We start from the raw sequence: 15,901 nt of genomic DNA, 5'->3' as shown, positions 1-15,901 counted from the left end.
ACCTCCTGAGTTGGATTGCCTCCCAACAGCGTTGCTGTCCACGTCGGCGCCTGCTTGAACAAACCTGCTACGGGCCGTCGAGTTCGTCCACCAATCGCAGCTGCCCGAAGTGCGACGGGGCTGCGCCGAACATGCTGTGGCAGACGCGGTTCAGATGGGCGCTGTCGGCGAATCCCGCACCGTGAGCAGCCTCGGTGAGGGTCCGACCTGCGGCGAACAGCCGGATTGCGTGCTGCATCCGCAGCCAGCGCACATACGCACGGAACGGAAGCCCCACTTCGGCCGAGAACAGGTGCGCCAGTCGGCTCTCCGACAGCCCCGCCCGCTGGGCGAGTTCACCGAGTCGCACCGGGCCGTCGGCGAGGAGCCCGGGCAAATCGGCCAAGGAACGGCGCACCGCCGGATGCCAGGCGCTACGGTCGGGCTCGCCCGCGCCGGTGACAAGGGCAGCCATTCCGATCGAGCCGCAGCTGAACATCGCCCCGTGACGCACCCAGATATCGACCGCATCCGCGGGATCGGGACACACCACGGTCGCCACCGCAGCTTCGGGCGCCAAGTGGATCAATGTCGCCGAGGCGGTGCCCTCGACCACTCGGTGGCTGGTGTTCGGCGGAATCACCGCGGCGCGGCAGCTCGCGGTCGATCCGTGTGCGTCACCGATACCGAACGCGGACTCGCTCTGCATGATCTGCACTGTGTGGTGCGCGTGCAGCGCCGTGGTTCCGACCTCACCTGTCAGCACCATCAACCCGGGCCGCAACAGCATCGTCCCGGTCCATCCGGTCGCGCCGGTCATGTGTTCTGCCCAGGAGCGGCCCGACACGCTGGGCCACCGACCGCGCGGTGCGAAGACTGCATGGTCGAAGTATGGCAATGCCACCAGCCCCCCACCCGGGAACCTCTAGTGCGATTCAGGGTGGTGCGCTCGCCTTCGACTGGCCGATGTGGGTGAGTCCATCTTCTTCGAAGCGGCACCGAACGGGTAGTCGGCTGCCGCGGGCGGCGCATTCGATCCGATGGCCGAGGGGCGCGCACCCCTACTGCGGATAGCCGAGGTGGCTGACAGGCGCCGCAGCGCGCACGGTCAGACCAGCGCCTCGGCATGGTGTACCTGCCGCAGATCATTGCGGTCGAGCCACTCGGAGATGGCGGCCGCCAGCAGGTCCGGCTGATCCTCGGGAGTGTGGTGACCGGCGACCTCGTCGTACTGCTGAATATGCAGGGCGGAAATGGTTTTCGCGCACCAGTCGATGACGGCGGGTTCGGTCATCGCGCCGTAGGCGGGCGTGAAGTTCACCATCAGCTTCGGTACGTCCGGGCTCGACGCGAGCCATTCGTCGTACGCTTCGGCGCGCGCGACGACATCGGTCGGCGTTCCGTCCAGCGGCATCGACCGGGCGAAGCGCAGCACGGGAATTCTGCTCTCCCGCGTCGGGAACGGGCGCTGGTACACCGCCAGGTCGGCGGGCTCGAGCCGATCCGAGATGGTGGCGAGCCCGTCTCGGACGAACGAATCCTCGAGGAAGATGGACTCGCCCACACCGTCGGTCCGGATCGCACGCCACAGATCCCGACCGGCTGCGGGGAACTCCTCCCAGCTCATGGGTTTGATGATGGTCTCGGTGAACGCGACCCCGCGCACCCGATCGGGATGGCGTGCCGCCCAGTCGAAGGCGAGCGCGCCACCCCAGTCGTGGCCGACGAGCACCACACTGTCCAACCCCATCGCCTCGATCCAGGCATCCAGGTAGCGCGCATGGTCGTCGAAGCTGTAGTCGATCGCCGGCTTCCCCGACTCGCCCATGCCGATCAGATCCGGAGCGAGCAGCCGACCGGCGCCGACTCCGGGTAGAACATTGCGCCACAGGTACGACGAGGTCGGGTTGCCGTGCAGGAAAACGATCGGTGCGCCGGTGCCGGTTTCACGGTGGTAGATGGTCGAGTCGAGTACACGGGTGACAGGCATGGTGGTCCTTTCAGGTGGAGACAGGAGGCGATCCGACCGACAGAGCCGGGCGGCGTCACCTCAAATCAGTTAGTTGCCTAACTAATTCAAGACGTTAGCGAGTGCCTTGCCGTTTTGTCCAGAGTTAGTTGGACAACTCACCCAGAGGGGTGGGGCGGCCCGTCAACGCCCCGTATGCAATGAGAAGTACTCCGACTGCCGAGGTGGCTGGGCGGCGGTGGCCAGGATTCGTGCCACGTCGTCGATGCCGTCCCGCAACGGCGCGACGGTCACACGCACCGCCTGCGGCTGACCTGCCTCTTCACCCACCAGAAAGGGACCACCCGGAGCCACTCGAATACCGTTGGCCGCCAGATGAACCAGCGCCGAGCGTTCATCCGTCACCGGCACCCAGGCATTGAGCCCGTCCCCGTCGGCGACCGCCACACCGTGCCGGCTCAAAGCACCGGTGAGTGCGCGTCGACGATCGGCGTACTCCGTACGCGCTTGTGAGACAGTGCCGTTCGCGGTGTCGTCACGCAGGAGTTCGTACAGCAGACGTTGCAGGATGCGCGGTGTCCAGCCGGGGCCGAGCATGCGGGTGGCGACGATGCGGTCAATCACCTCCTCGGGTCCGGAGAGGGCGGCGATGCGCAGGTCGGGGCCATGGGATTTGGAGAAACTTCGCACGTGCAGCACCTGGTCGGGTAACCAGCGGCCGAGGCTGATATCGGCGGCGGCGACGATCGCACCGGAATGGTCGTCCTCGACGACCATGCACCGATGCTCGCTGCGACCGAGGATTCTGGCGAGCGTCTCGGCGCGCTCGGCGGTCATGGACGCACCGGTCGGATTCTGGGCGCGCGGCTGCAGGACGGCGGCGGCGGGCGCGAGCGTGAGAGCGCGCGCCAATTCGTCCGGCAGCACACCGTTCTCATCCATCGCCACCGGGAGCGCCTGCACACCGATGGTGTCGAGGTAGTCGAGGAAATGCGGGAAGGTCGGGTTCTCGACGATCACCCGATCACCGAAGCGCACCACCGCGGCCAGGCTGCGCGCCACCGCGTCCATCGCCCCGTCGACGACAGTCAACCCACCCGACCCCGTCGGCCAGTCGGCCTGCAGCAGCCGACCGAGCTCGGGAACCACCGGTGGCTGGTGATAGTCGGTGCTCTCCGCACGCGAAGCAACCTGTGCGAGAAGCGACCCGATCTCGGGGAGCAGGGCCGGATCGGGCGTGCCGAGCGAGAGGTCCAGGCGCGCGGACTCGGCCCCACCGGTCATCCCACCCGCACGCGTCGGGGCAGCGCGCGGCACCCCGGTGACGAAGGTTCCGCTGCGCCCCTTGGAAACAACCAGCCCGGCCTGAGCCAGCGCCCGCCACCCGTGGCTCACGGTCGCCGGACTCACTCCTAGCTGCGCGGACAGTTCGCGCACCGTGGGGAGCCGATCACCCGGGCGCAGCTCGCCACTGGTGATGAGCCGGGCGATCGCCCCGGCGATCCCGGCGGGCGTCGGATCATCGATCCGGATCTTCTTGTCCACTTTTCCCTCGCCGTCGGCCCCTCGAGATTTACACTTCCCGGCATTGGGTGAAACATTCAAGAAATGTTTAGTGCTGACGATAACATAACCCAAATCCTAGGCAGGAGATCGACCGGTGACGATCATCAAAGCAGCCATCACACAGGCCACCTGGACCGGCGACAAAGAATCGATGCTCGCCAAACATGAGAAGTTCGTCGAGCAGGCAGCCGCCGAAGGCGTTCAGGTGATCTGCTTCCAGGAACTGTTCTACGGGCCGTATTTCGGCAATGTGCAGGACAAGAAGTACTACGAATACGCCGAATCGGTGCCGGGCCCCACCACCGAAAGGTTCGCCGCCCTGGCACGTGAACACAACATCGTGATCGTGCTGCCGGTGTATGAGGAAGACCAGCCCGGTGTCCTCTACAACACCGCCGCTGTCATCGACGCCGACGGCACCTACCTGGGCAAATACCGCAAGCACCACATCCCCCACCTGCCCAGCTTCTGGGAGAAGTTCTACTTCCGGCCCGGCAACCTCGGCTACCCGGTGTTCGACACCGCCGTCGGCAAGATCGGCGTCTACATCTGCTACGACCGCCACTTCCCCGAAGGCTGGCGCGCCCTGGGCCTGGCAGGCGCCGAACTCGTCTTCAACCCCTCGGCGACCAAACCCGGCCTGTCCAACCGGCTCTGGGAACTCGAACAGCCGGCCGCGGCGGCCGCCAATCAGTACTTCATCGCCGCCAACAACCGGATCGGCACCGAGAGCGACGAATTCGGCGATGACGCGGTGACCTTCTACGGCAGCTCCTACTTCGTCGACCCGCGCGGCAATTTCGTCGGCGAGGTCGCTTCCACCGGCACCGAGGAACTGGTGATCCGCGAGATCGACCTCGACGTGGTGCGCGAGGTGCGTGGCGACTGGCAGTTCTACCGCGACCGCCGCCCCGACTCCTACTCCTCGATCGTGGCGCCCTGAGCCGGAAAGGATCACCGTGGCAACAACATTGATCACCGGCGGCACCGTCGTCTCGGCGACCGGGGGTGGTGCGGCCGATGTGCTCATCGACGGTGAACGCATCGTCGCCCTGCTCGAACCCGGCAGCACCGTCCTCGGCGCGAATCTGACGGAAACGGTCGACCGCGTGATCGACGCGACCGGCAAGTACGTCATCCCCGGCGGCATCGACGCCCACACGCACATGTCGATGCCCTTCGGCGGTACCACCGCCGCCGACACCTTCGAAACCGGCACCCGCGCCGCCGCCTGGGGTGGAACGACCACCATCATCGACTTCGCCGTCCAGAAATTCGGTGAGCGAGTCCAGGACAGCCTGCAGACCTGGCACGACATGGCCGCGGGCGAATGCGCGATCGACTACTCGTTCCACCAGATCATCGGCGACGTCAACGACGAATCCCTGCGCGCCATGCGCGAACTGCCCGGCGAGGGCATCAGCAGCTTCAAACTGTTCATGGCCTACCCCGGCGTGTTCTACAGCGACGACGCCCAGATCCTGCGCGCCATGCAGACCGGCGCCGATACCGGCCTGCTCACCATGATGCACGCCGAGAACGGGCCGGCGATCGACGTGCTCGTCGGCCAGCTGCTCGCTCAGGGCAAGACCGACCCCTATTACCACGGCATCGCCCGCGCCTGGGAACTCGAGGAAGAGGCCACTCACCGGGCGATCATGCTCGCCAAACTCACCGGCGCGCCGCTGTATGTGGTGCACGTGTCGGCCAAGCAGGCCGTCGCTCAGCTCGCCGCCGCCCGCGATCGCGGCCAGAACGTCTTCGGCGAAACCTGCCCGCAGTACCTGTACCTGTCGCTGGAGGACCAGCTGGGTGCGCCGGGTTTCGAGGGCGCCAAATGGGTGTGCTCCACGCCGCTGCGTTCCAAGCACGACCACCACCAGGACGAAGCGTGGCAGGCGTTGCGCACCAACGACCTGCAGATGGTGTCCACCGATCACTGCCCCTTCTGCATGAAGGGCCAGAAGGACATGGGCATCGGCGACTTCTCCAAGATCCCCAACGGCATCGGCTCCGTCGAACACCGCATGGATCTCATGTACCAGGGTGTGGTTGACGGCAAGATCAGCCTCGAACGCTGGGTGGAGATCACCGCGACCACCCCCGCGCGCATGTTCGGTCTCTACGGCCGCAAAGGCGTCCTTGCCCCCGGCGCCGACGCCGACGTGGTGATCTACGACCCCGACGGCCACACCTCCATCGGCGTCGACGCCACCCACCACATGAATATGGACCACTCCGCCTGGGAGGGCTACGAGGTCGACGGCCACGTCGACACCGTGCTCTCGCGAGGCAAGGTCGTCGTCGACGACAACGCCTATCTCGGCCGCAAAGGCGACGGACGTTTCGTCCGCCGCGACCCCTGTCAATACCTCATCTAGGGAGCCACCATGCAATTCGGAGCGGTCCTGCAGTGCGACCCGCCTGCGGCGCGCACGGTGCACCTGGCCAAACTCGCCGAAGCACACGGCTTCAGCCACCTGTGGACCTTCGACTCCCACATCCTGTGGCAGGAACCGTACGTGCTCTACAGCCAGATCCTCAACGAGACCAAACGCATCACCGTCGGCCCCATGGTCACCAACCCCGCCACCCGCGACTGGACGGTCACCGCCTCCACCTACGCCACCCTCAACGAGGCCTACGGCAACCGCACCATCTGCGGCATCGGCCGCGGCGACTCGGCGGTCCGGGTCGGCGGCGGCAAACCGACCACCCTGGCGACCCTGCGCGAATCCATCCGCGTCATCAAGGAACTCGCCAACTCCCGCCCGGTCGAGGTCGACGGACGCGTGCTGCAATTCCCGTGGAGCACGGGCTCGACCCTCGATGTGTGGGTCGCCGCGTACGGGCCCAAAGCTCTCCAGCTCACCGGTGAGGTCGCCGACGGGTTCATCCTCCAGCTCGCCGACCTCGACATCGCCGAATGGATGATCCGCACCGTCAAGGACGCGGCCGCCGCAGCCGGGCGCGACCCCGACGCGGTCAAGATCTGTGTCGCCGCACCCATGTACATCGGCACCGACTGGGCACACATGCGTGACCAATGCCGCTGGTTCGGCGGCATGGTCGGCAACCACGTCGCCGACATCGTCACCCGCTACGGCGAATCCGGTTCCGTCCCACCGGCATTGACCGACTATATCGCCGGTCGCGAAGGCTACGACTACAACCAGCACGGCCGCGCGGGCAACACCCACGCCGCCTTCGTCACCGACGACATCGTCGACCGGTTCTGTGTCCTAGGCACCGCCGAGGACCACCTGAAGAAGCTGCAGCGCCTCGCCGAACTCGGTGTCGACCAGTTCGCGGGCTATCTCCAACACGACAACAAGGAGGAGACCATGCGCGTCTACGGCGAAACCGTCATCCCCGGCATGACCAAACACATCACCGCGATGAAGGCGGCATCATGACCGCCGCCGACACCGCGACCGACCTCGACGCCCTGGCCTACCGGCTCGACCGCGACCACGTCTTCCACTCCTGGTCCGCCCAGGCCGCGCTGCAACCACTCGTCATCGCGGGCGGACGCGGTTGCACGCTCTGGGACCACGCCGGCCGCGAATACCTCGACCTGTCCAGCCAGCTCGTCAATGTCAATATCGGCCACCAGCACCCGGCCGTCACCCGAGCGATCGCCGAGCAGGCAGCCCAACTCGCCACCATCTCCCCCGCCACCGCCAACCTCGCCAGAGGACAAGCCGCACAGCGCATCTCCGCGCTCGCACCGGACGGCTTCGACAAGGTGTTCTTCACCAACGGCGGCGCCGACGCCATCGAGAACGCCATCCGGATGGCACGCCTGCACACCGGCCGCGACAAGGTGCTCTCCACCTACCGCTCCTACCACGGCAACACCGGCGCGGCCGTGGTCGCCACCGGCGACTGGCGGCGCGTACCGAACGAATTCGCCCGCGGCCACGTCCACTTCTTCGGCCCCTACCTGTACCGCAGCGAATTCTGGTCCGAGACAGCCGAACAGGAATGCGAACGCGCACTGCACCACCTGGAACGGGTGATCCAATGCGAGGGTCCCGCCTCCATCGCGGCCATTCTGCTAGAGAGCGTCCCCGGTACCGCCGGTGTGCTCGTCCCACCGCCGGGCTACCTCGCCGGCGTGCGTGAGCTCGCCGACCGCTACGGCATCCTGCTCATCCTCGACGAAGTGATGGCGGGCTTCGGCCGCACCGGCGCCTGGTTCGCGTTCTCCCGCCACGATGTCGTTCCCGATCTCATCACCTTCGCCAAGGGCGTGAACTCCGGTTACGTCCCGGTCGGCGGCGTCATCATCTCCGACCCCGTGGCACACACCTTCGACGACACCGTGTTCCCCGGCGGCCTCACCTACAGCGGCCACCCTCTGGCCGCCGCCTCCATCGTCGCCGCACTCGACGCCATGGAATCCGAAGGCATCGTCGCCAACGCCGAGCGCGTCGGCCGCGAAACCCTCGGCCCCGCACTACGAGCCCTCGCCGACGACTTCCCCGTCATCGGTGAGGTACGCGGTGAAGGCGTGTTCTGGGCACTCGAACTCGTCACCGACCCACACACCCGCACACCCGTCCCCGCCGCGACCATGGGCAAGCTCAAAACCGGTCTCCTCGAACGCGGCGTGCTCCCGTTCATCGCCGACAACCGCCTGCACGTGGTGCCTCCCTGCGTCATCACCGACGCCGAGGCCACCGCGGGCGTCGCCGCGATTCGTGACGTACTCGCCGGACTCTGAAGACAAGGAAACGACCATGACACAGATTCTCGAGCACTGGATCGACGGCAAGGCCTGGCCGGGCGAATCCACCCGCACCGCACCGGTTTTCGACCCCGCCCTCGGCACACCCCAACGTGAGGTGCGCATGGCGACCGCCACCGACGTCGGCACCGCCGTCGCCGCGGCCGCCGCCGCCCTGCCCCAATGGCGCGACAGTTCGATCGCCACCCGCAGCAGGTTCCTGCTCACCTTCCGCGAACTGCTCAACGCCCGCAAAGACGACCTCGCCCAGATCCTCACCGCCGAACACGGCAAAGTCCTCAGCGACGCCGGCGGCGAGATCGCCCGAGGGCTCGAAGTCGTCGAATTCGCCCTCGCCATGCCACAACTGCTCAAAGGCGAGTTCAGCCAGAACGTCTCCACCGACGTCGACGTGTACTCGGTGCGTGAACCGGTCGGGGTGGTCGGGATCATCAGCCCGTTCAACTTCCCCGCCATGGTTCCCCTGTGGTTCTTCCCGATCGCCATCGCCGCGGGCAACACCGTCGTCCTCAAGCCCAGCGAGAAGGACCCCTCGGCCGCCAACTGGCTCGCCGAACTCGCCGCCGAAGCGGGCCTGCCCGCGGGCGTCCTCAACGTGGTCCACGGCGACAAGGAAGCCGTCGACGCCCTGCTCGTTCACCCGGACGTCGCCGCGATCTCCTTCGTCGGCTCCACCCCGATCGCGCGCTACGTCTATCAGACCGCCGCCGCCAACGACAAACGAGTACAGGCACTCGGCGGGGCCAAGAACCACATGCTCGTGCTGCCCGACGCCGACCTCGACCTCGCCGCGGACGCCGCCGTCAACGCGGGCTTCGGCTCGGCGGGCGAACGCTGCATGGCGGTGAGCGCGCTGCTCGCCGTCGACAGCATCGCCGACGAACTCGTCGCCAAGATCGCCGAACGCATGGGCAGACTACGCACCGGCGACGGCCGCCGAGGCTGCGACATGGGACCGCTCATCACCCGCGAACACCGCGACAAGGTGGCCGGCTACCTCGACGTGGCCGCCACCGACGGCGCCACCATCGTCGTCGACGGCCGCGAAACCAGCATCGACGGTGCGGCCGAAGGGTTCTGGCTCGGCCCGACCCTCATCGACAACGTCCCGACCAGCTCCGCCGTGTACCAGGACGAGATCTTCGGCCCGGTCCTCTCCGTCGTCCGGGTGAACGGCTTCGAGGAGGGCATCGAACTCATCAACAGCTCCCCCTACGGCAACGGGGTCGCGATCTTCACCAACGACGGTGGGGCCGCACGGCAATTCCAGCGCCGGGTCACCGTCGGCATGATCGGCATCAACGTCCCCATCCCGGTGCCCGTCGCCTACCACAGCTTCGGCGGCCACAAAGCGTCGATCTTCGGTGACGCGAAAGCCTACGGACCGCAGGGCTTCTCGTTCTTCACCCAGGAGAAGGCGATCACGTCGCGCTGGCTCGACCCGAGCCACGGCGGCATCAACCTCGGGTTCCCCCAGCACAGTTAGCAGTAGAAGTAGAGAGATAATGCGATGACAGAAACACAGGTCCACGCGCCCGAGGGCGCGGGACGACACTCGCAGCTGGTCAACGACGACTTGGCGCCCACTACCAAGGACACGGCGACCTGGCGCACCTGGGACCTGTTCTGTCTCTGGATGACCTCGGCCCACAGCATCGCCAGCTACGGCTTCGCCGTCGGCATGCTCGCCCTCGGCATGACCGGCTGGCAGACCATGCTCGCCCTGTTCGCCGGTGTGCTGATGCTGTGGCTCGGGAGCAACCTCGTCGGTGTCGCGGGTCAGAAGGTCGGGGTCCCGTTCCCGGTCTTCGCCCGCGCCACCTTCGGCGTGTTCGGCGCCAACATCCCCGCCCTGCTCCGCGCGCTCGTCGCGATCTTCTGGTACGGCATCCAGACCTACCTGGCCTCCACCGCGGTGATCGTGCTGATCCTGCGGGTGTCGCCAGGTCTCGAATCGTGGACGAAACCCAGCTTCCTCGGACTGTCCGCGCTCGGCTGGATCGCGTTCCTCGTGCTGTGGACCGTGCAGCTGATGATCATCAGCTACGGCATGGAGATCGTGCGCAAGGCCTCCGACTTCGCCGGGCCGGTCGTGTGGATCGGCATGATCGCCCTCGCCGTGTGGATCATGAGCGAAGCCGACTGGAGCATCGACCTCAATGCTCGTGCGGGTGAAGCACTCTCGAGCGGACAGACGGTGTCGGCGTTCATCGGGGTCGCGTTCCTGATGGTCGCGTTCATGGCCGGACCGCTGGTGAACTACGCCGACTTCGCCCGATTCTCACCCAGTCAGAAGGCCATCCGGCGCGGCAACGCCTGGGGCATACCCTTCAACGAGACCGCGTTCGTCGTCATCTCGATCATCATTTCCCTCGCGACCTTGAAGGTGTACGGGGAAGTACTGTCCGACCCGGTCGAGCTCGTCGCCCACATCGACAACGATGCGATCGTCATCATCTCGGCCGTGCTGTTCGCCATCGCGACCGTCGGCATCAACGTGGTGCTGAACTTCGTCTCCCCCGCCTACGACATCTCCAACGCCGCACCGAAGTACATCTCGTTCCGCACCGGCGGCATCATCACCGCCGTCCTGTCGATCGTCGTACTGCCCTGGAAGTTGTGGGCCAACCAGGACTTCATCGTCTACTTCCTCGGCGGTGTCGGTGCTCTGATGGGGCCGGTGTTCGGCATCCTGGTCGTCGACTACTACCTGGTTCGCAAACAGCGCACCGACGTGCCCGAGCTCTATTCCGGCGCGACCGACGGCACCTACTTCTACACCCGCGGATTCAACCCGCGAGCGCTCGTCGCACTGCTCATCGCGGGTGCGGTCAGCGTCGTCGTAGCTCTTGTCCCCGATTCCGCCTCGGTCACGGCGCTGTCGTGGCCGGTCGGCGCGGCACTCGGCGCCGCCGTCATGTACGGCCTGAGCCGCAAACCCGCGCAGGTCTGAACCTGCGACTGTGCCCCGGCGACAACGACTGTCGCCGGGGCACAGTCGTCAGACGATCCGGTCGAGCCGGAAGATCCGGAACTCGCGCCCGCCGGCGAGCTGATACTCCATCTCGTAACCAGGCCAGAACTCCACGACCTGATCCCACACCCGCTTACGTTCCACCCCGGTGATCTCCGCGACCGACACAGGGAACGCCGTACTGCCGTTGAACCGCACCGATGCCGTGCGCGCGGCACGCAGATTCGCCGACCAGGCCGGATGTTCGGGCTTGCCCCAGTTGGAACCGACGAGGAAGAAGCCGTCACCGTCGGGCACACACAGCAGCGAGGTCGTCCGCGGCACACCGGACTTGCGACCGACCACGGTCACCTCGATCGACGGCAGACCGGCCAGATCGAGGACACCCCAACGCCCACCGGAGAACCGGCGAAGCAACCGTTCGGCGGGCAACACGACACTCGCCCCCCGCATCACCCAGGCTTGTGCTCCGAACACGCGCGCCACACGGGGCAAGGGATTCCACACCATCCCCGAATCCTGGCTCGAGCGCGCTGGATTAACGAACCCACAGGGTGTGCTTGAGAGGCATTTCACTCCCCCGCCCTTGCTGGTGGTTTGTTCGTGGGCACATGTATCGGAGGTGAGTTGTGGGTTGGAAAGACTGGGCTGACATAGTTAGATGCGCATATCTGCGTAACCGAATGTAATAAATGGACGTTCGCCTTACTGCCGCAATTCCCGGACTACCGCTCGTCGATGCCGCACACTGGACTCTCCTCCCCCTCCCATTCCAGCCGCCAGGAGTGCCATGCCCTCCCCCAGCCGCCGCAGGATCCTCGCCACGATCGCCGTTGTCTTCGCCGCGCTCGCGGGAAGCACCTCCCCCACTACCGCCCGACCACCGGCATCCACCCAGTTGGCACCGATGAGCCCCGACTTCCTCTGGGGTGTAGCCGCTTCCGGGTTCCAGGCCGAAGGCGACGCACCGGACAGCAACTGGCGCCGCTACGCGGAGTCCGGCAGCACCGAGCATCCGTACCTGAACTCGGTCGACTTCCGCCAGCGGTTCCGATCGGATATCGCGCTCGCGGCCGACCTCGGCGTGCGCGTGTACCGCATCGGCATCGAGTGGGCACGGGTGCAGCCTCGACCCGGCGTCTGGGACGAGGCGGGTCTCGGGTTCTACGACGAGGTCGTCGGCGCGATCGTCGCGGCGGGCATGCGACCGATGCTCACCCTCGATCACTGGGTCTATCCCGGCTGGGTAGCGGATCGTGGCGGGTGGCGCGATCCGCGCATCGTGACCGACTGGCTGACGAACGCGCGCACCATCGTCGATCGCTTCGCCCACACGGATCCGCTGTGGGTGACGTTCAACGAGCCGATGGTGTACCTGGCCAACGAACTACGCCACGGCGGGCTCGGCCCCACGGACGCACCGGCTATGGTCGACCGAATCGCCCAGGCCCACAACAGCATCCACGAGTACATCCACGCCGTGCAGCCGGATGCCATGGTCACGAGCAATGTCGCCCACATGCCGGCCGTCGACGACGCGGTCAACGGCCCGCTGCTGGATCGCATCTCGGCGCGCCTGGACTACATCGGAATCGACTACTACTACAGCCTCTCCCCCGCCGAACCGCGCATCCCCGACCCCGGCAAACTCTGGACCATGCCCCTGCACCCCGAGGGCATCTACTACGTCCTCGAGCACTACGCCCGCAAGTTCCCCGGCCGCCCGCTCTACATCGTCGAGAACGGGATGCCCACCGAGAACGGGCTGCCACGCCCCGACGGCTACACCCGCGCCGATTCGCTGCGCGACACCGTGTACTGGCTGCAGCGCGCTGTGGCCGACGGCATCCCACTGCTCGGCTACAATTATTGGAGCCTCACCGACAACTACGAATGGGGTTCCTACACACCACGATTCGGTCTCTACACCGTCGACGTACTGACCGACCCCACACTCACCCGCAAACCCACCGACGCTGTCGCGGCCTACCGGGAGATCACCGCCGCGGGCGGTGTCGGCGATGACTACCGCCCGACGCGAGCGCCTGCGCCCTGTTCGGTGGTGAACGGGGTGGCGAGTTGCACCGATCCGGTGACAGTCCCTCGGTAACAGTTCGATACCGGATCGTGTGCTTTACACTCAGGCGGTGTCGAGCGCAACGTCACGACCAGCCCGCGCCGTGAGCGGCAGACAAGCCCGGTGGCAGCCGCACAACGACAGCCGCCGGGAACGGATCGTGCAGGCGGCGATCGAATTGATCGAGCAGGCGCCGCCGGGTGTCGAGGTGCCGATCGTCCAGATCGCCGAACACGCCGGGCTCGCGAAATCCGTTGTGTACCGGCAGTTCGCGGGCCGCGACGAGCTCGACCGGCGCATCCGCAGCGATATCACCGACCGGTTCGTCGGCGATATCGAGGACGCGCTCGACATCGGCGACGGTTCCATCCACCAGATCCTCGTTCGCACGGTCGATGCCGTCGTCACGTGGGTCACCGAGCATCCACGACTGCACGAATTCCTGCGCACCGGGCCGTCGGAGGCCGATCCGGACGTCGACGCCATGAGTTCACTCATCGCGACACTCGCCGCGTCGACCCGCGCGCTGGTCACCGGACTGGCCGGAGTGGTCGGCGTGGCCGACGACGGCTCGGCCGACGCGATGACCTTCGCGATCGTCTCGATGACCGAGGCGACGGTCACCCGCTGGGCCAACGACCCCGCCCCGGTCCTGTCGAGACAGCAGCTGATCGAGGAGGTCGCCTCCTATGCCTGGCACGTGGTGGACGGCGTCGCCCGGCGCCACGGGCTCACCCTCGACGCCGAACAACCCCTCACCACGGTCATCACCCAGCTGATGACCAACGGCGACTGAGGGCGGCTCACGCAGCCCTGCGGGCACTCCGCTCCGGCTCGCTGCGGTAGCGCGACAGCGGCCCGTCGATGCCGAGCGCCTTCCACACCTGCTTGGCGATCGGGTTCATCATGCCCAGATCGTCGGCCAGCTTCCGGACGTCGGCGAAGTAGCCCGCCAGAACGTGCTGCGAGTGCTCGGACTTCCAGAAGGCCTCCCGGATGACCTCACGCGGGATGTCGAACTGCGTGGCGAACGAACGGGGCGGAGCCATGATCTCCCCGGCCAGCCAGCGCATCGCGATCGGGAACGCCACCGAACACACGCCACGGTTGAACTTGCCCATCCGCCCGATGTGCGCGGCGAGGAAGTCGTGGGCGAAGGAGATGTGGCGCGCTTCCTCGGCGATGTGGATCTCCATGGTGCGCACCACCATCGGCGGCAGGTTCGCGCCCGCGCGCAGCATGGCCTTCTGATAGTGGTCGATCGGTTCCTCGCCGCCGAGGATGCCGATGAACAGGATCGTGTGCGCGTAGCCGCCCGCCACGCCGATGAACGGCGAGAGTGCCTTGAACAATGGCCGCATGCCCGGTACATCCACACCGATGCGGTTCACCAGTTCCTGGAACATCTGGATGTGGTTGCACTCTTCGGTCATCTCGTGCAAGCAGTACCGGAACTCGGGAGAGCCGTTCGGCAGCTTCATGATGTACTGCATCATCCCGCGGATCAGGATGCTCTCGAATGCGGCGCCGACCCTGATCGCGTTCGCGGTGCGCCACTTGCCGATCTCGATCTGCCGCTCCAGCGGCTGCTCGCGATACCACTGCGTGGCACCGAGCGGATCGTATTCGGACGACAACACCCAGCGCGGGTCGTTCGGGTCGAGAGCCAGCTCAGGCGAATCCCAGTCGATATCGAGGTAGGGATCGAAATGCCGGTCGACGGACCCTTGAGACAGGGTCGCCAGGGCATCGCGGTATTCCTCGCTGATGAGTCCGCCACGGCTCGATTCGGTCAGCGTCATCGGTGCCTCCTCGGTTCGCGTCGATGCGCACGGCAGTGTCAACCGTCACATCGTCGAACTCAGAGTAACTGAGACTTAAGGTCCCACACAACCCCCGTGTGCGGCGCGTCCGAATCGAGAGCGATGACTATTCGACCAGCAGAACAACCAGTTGACGGGCCAGTTCCGCGTCTGCGGGGCCGCCGCGCCAGATCAGCGGGCGACGGGGATCGAGGCGGTCCAGCGCATCGGGCAGGGAGCTGAACACGCGCTCGGCGCGGACCACGCACACCTGGGGCATGTCCTCCGACACGGCGGGTCCGCCATCCACCTCCAGGGCGAGCGAACCGGTCGAGGCATCGCCGGCGACAGCATCGCGGACCACCGCGTCGCCGCTGCTCGCCGCGCCGGAGCCGTGCACCACGGCATGACCCGGCGCACCGGCCCAATGGTCGAGCCACGCCGGACCTGGCTCGACGGCGGCGAGTACGGTGCGCACGCTCATTCCGTAGAGCACATCGGCCACGGCGGCGGGCAGGCCCGTGGTGTCGACCAGCCGCACCAGCGAACCCTGTTCGCGCAGCCGTTCGACGAAGCGGGCGAGTACGGCGGCGCGTTCGGCCGGGTCGGCGTCGGCCGGGCGACCCGCCGAGCGACGAACCGTCACCCGTCGCGCGTCGTCGGGTAGGTCCAGCAGCCCGTCGCGGACGCGGCGCAAGATCTCCTCGCGAGAATTCACTCGGGCACTCCCCGTTCGGCGGCGGTACCGGTGGGCCCGCCGTTCACACATCTCTCACCCCAC

General features: G+C 66.6%; 14 protein-coding genes. 8 read left to right on the top strand and 6 right to left on the bottom strand.

The features are described 5' to 3' along the window. Positions 1–67: 67 nt before the first annotated feature. The 3 genes from AB0F86_RS07145 to AB0F86_RS07135 all read right to left on the bottom strand — a co-directional run bounded on the left by AB0F86_RS07145 (position 68) and on the right by AB0F86_RS07135 (position 3,493). Positions 68–799: a helix-turn-helix transcriptional regulator gene (locus tag AB0F86_RS07145; RefSeq protein WP_356982652.1), complete on the bottom strand. Its 732-nt coding sequence runs from the start codon at positions 797–799 to the stop codon at positions 68–70. A gap of 288 nt (positions 800–1,087) precedes the next feature. Continuing rightward, positions 1,088–1,969: a haloalkane dehalogenase gene (locus AB0F86_RS07140; RefSeq protein ID WP_356982650.1), complete on the bottom strand. Its 882-nt coding sequence runs from the start codon at positions 1,967–1,969 to the stop codon at positions 1,088–1,090. A 162-nt stretch (positions 1,970–2,131) separates the two neighbouring features. After that, positions 2,132–3,493: an aminotransferase class I/II-fold pyridoxal phosphate-dependent enzyme gene (locus AB0F86_RS07135; protein ID WP_356982648.1), complete on the bottom strand. Its 1,362-nt coding sequence runs from the start codon at positions 3,491–3,493 to the stop codon at positions 2,132–2,134. Between the two features lie 121 nt (positions 3,494–3,614). Here AB0F86_RS07135 and AB0F86_RS07130 point away from each other — a divergent pair, with 121 nt between their 5' ends. From AB0F86_RS07130 to AB0F86_RS07105, 6 genes are read left to right on the top strand one after another with little or no spacing between them, the layout of a single operon-like run. Next, a complete protein-coding gene (locus AB0F86_RS07130) occupies positions 3,615–4,457 on the top strand; it encodes a nitrilase-related carbon-nitrogen hydrolase (protein WP_174550327.1) in 843 nt (280 codons plus the stop codon). Positions 4,458–4,473: 16 nt separating this feature from the next. Further along, entirely contained in the window at positions 4,474–5,895 is a 1,422-nt protein-coding gene (gene hydA, locus AB0F86_RS07125; protein ID WP_356982647.1) for a dihydropyrimidinase, read from the top strand. A 9-nt stretch (positions 5,896–5,904) separates the two neighbouring features. Next, positions 5,905–6,930 (top strand): TIGR03842 family LLM class F420-dependent oxidoreductase, encoded by a 1,026-nt coding sequence (locus AB0F86_RS07120; protein WP_356982646.1) that lies wholly within the window; start codon positions 5,905–5,907, stop codon positions 6,928–6,930. Beyond that, positions 6,927–8,243 carry an aspartate aminotransferase family protein gene (locus AB0F86_RS07115; protein ID WP_356982645.1) on the top strand — a complete coding sequence of 439 codons (1,317 nt, stop codon included), beginning with the start codon at positions 6,927–6,929 and terminating at the stop codon, positions 8,241–8,243. The genes AB0F86_RS07120 and AB0F86_RS07115 overlap by 4 nt, the downstream gene beginning before the upstream one ends. A 16-nt stretch (positions 8,244–8,259) precedes the next feature. Beyond that, on the top strand, positions 8,260–9,753 hold the full coding sequence (locus AB0F86_RS07110) for a CoA-acylating methylmalonate-semialdehyde dehydrogenase (protein ID WP_356982643.1): 1,494 nt from the start codon (positions 8,260–8,262) through the stop codon (positions 9,751–9,753). A gap of 24 nt (positions 9,754–9,777) precedes the next feature. Further along, complete coding sequence (locus AB0F86_RS07105) at positions 9,778–11,220, top strand: NCS1 family nucleobase:cation symporter-1 (protein ID WP_356982642.1); 1,443 nt, start codon at positions 9,778–9,780, stop codon at positions 11,218–11,220. Positions 11,221–11,268: 48 nt separating this feature from the next. Here AB0F86_RS07105 and AB0F86_RS07100 read toward each other — a convergent pair whose 3' ends face one another. Next, positions 11,269–11,751 (bottom strand): nitroreductase family deazaflavin-dependent oxidoreductase, encoded by a 483-nt coding sequence (locus AB0F86_RS07100; RefSeq protein ID WP_356982641.1) that lies wholly within the window; start codon positions 11,749–11,751, stop codon positions 11,269–11,271. A gap of 280 nt (positions 11,752–12,031) precedes the next feature. Here AB0F86_RS07100 and AB0F86_RS07095 point away from each other — a divergent pair, with 280 nt between their 5' ends. Continuing rightward, positions 12,032–13,351, top strand: coding sequence for a family 1 glycosylhydrolase (locus AB0F86_RS07095; RefSeq protein WP_356982640.1), 1,320 nt, complete (start codon positions 12,032–12,034; stop codon positions 13,349–13,351). A 37-nt stretch (positions 13,352–13,388) separates the two neighbouring features. Next, positions 13,389–14,114 (top strand): TetR/AcrR family transcriptional regulator, encoded by a 726-nt coding sequence (locus AB0F86_RS07090; protein WP_067638282.1) that lies wholly within the window; start codon positions 13,389–13,391, stop codon positions 14,112–14,114. 7 nt (positions 14,115–14,121) lie between these two features. On the opposite strand, the gene AB0F86_RS07085 is transcribed toward AB0F86_RS07090, so the two are convergent. Next, a complete protein-coding gene (locus AB0F86_RS07085) occupies positions 14,122–15,120 on the bottom strand; it encodes a diiron oxygenase (protein WP_181696011.1) in 999 nt (332 codons plus the stop codon). Positions 15,121–15,247: 127 nt separating this feature from the next. Next, entirely contained in the window at positions 15,248–15,838 is a 591-nt protein-coding gene (locus AB0F86_RS07080; RefSeq protein WP_356982638.1) for a hypothetical protein, read from the bottom strand. Positions 15,839–15,901 lie beyond the last annotated feature (63 nt).

Source organism: Nocardia sp. NPDC023733 (assembly GCF_040639775.1).
Classification (GTDB): Bacteria; Actinomycetota; Actinomycetes; order Mycobacteriales; family Mycobacteriaceae; genus Nocardia; species Nocardia rosealba.
Note: the sequence above shows the minus strand (reverse complement) of the source record. Positions and strands in the feature narration are given on the sequence as shown.

Coding starts and splice junctions, on each gene's coding strand:
- AB0F86_RS07120 (WP_356982646.1), top strand. CDS start 5,905: ATGCAATTCGGAGCGGTCCTGCAGTGCGACCCGCCTGCGGCGCGCACG.
- AB0F86_RS07105 (WP_356982642.1), top strand. CDS start 9,778: ATGACAGAAACACAGGTCCACGCGCCCGAGGGCGCGGGACGACACTCG.
- AB0F86_RS07100 (WP_356982641.1), bottom strand. CDS start 11,751: ATGGTGTGGAATCCCTTGCCCCGTGTGGCGCGCGTGTTCGGAGCACAA.
- AB0F86_RS07110 (WP_356982643.1), top strand. CDS start 8,260: ATGACACAGATTCTCGAGCACTGGATCGACGGCAAGGCCTGGCCGGGC.
- AB0F86_RS07095 (WP_356982640.1), top strand. CDS start 12,032: ATGCCCTCCCCCAGCCGCCGCAGGATCCTCGCCACGATCGCCGTTGTC.
- AB0F86_RS07085 (WP_181696011.1), bottom strand. CDS start 15,120: ATGACGCTGACCGAATCGAGCCGTGGCGGACTCATCAGCGAGGAATAC.
- AB0F86_RS07140 (WP_356982650.1), bottom strand. CDS start 1,969: ATGCCTGTCACCCGTGTACTCGACTCGACCATCTACCACCGTGAAACC.
- AB0F86_RS07145 (WP_356982652.1), bottom strand. CDS start 799: ATGACCGGCGCGACCGGATGGACCGGGACGATGCTGTTGCGGCCCGGG.
- AB0F86_RS07115 (WP_356982645.1), top strand. CDS start 6,927: ATGACCGCCGCCGACACCGCGACCGACCTCGACGCCCTGGCCTACCGG.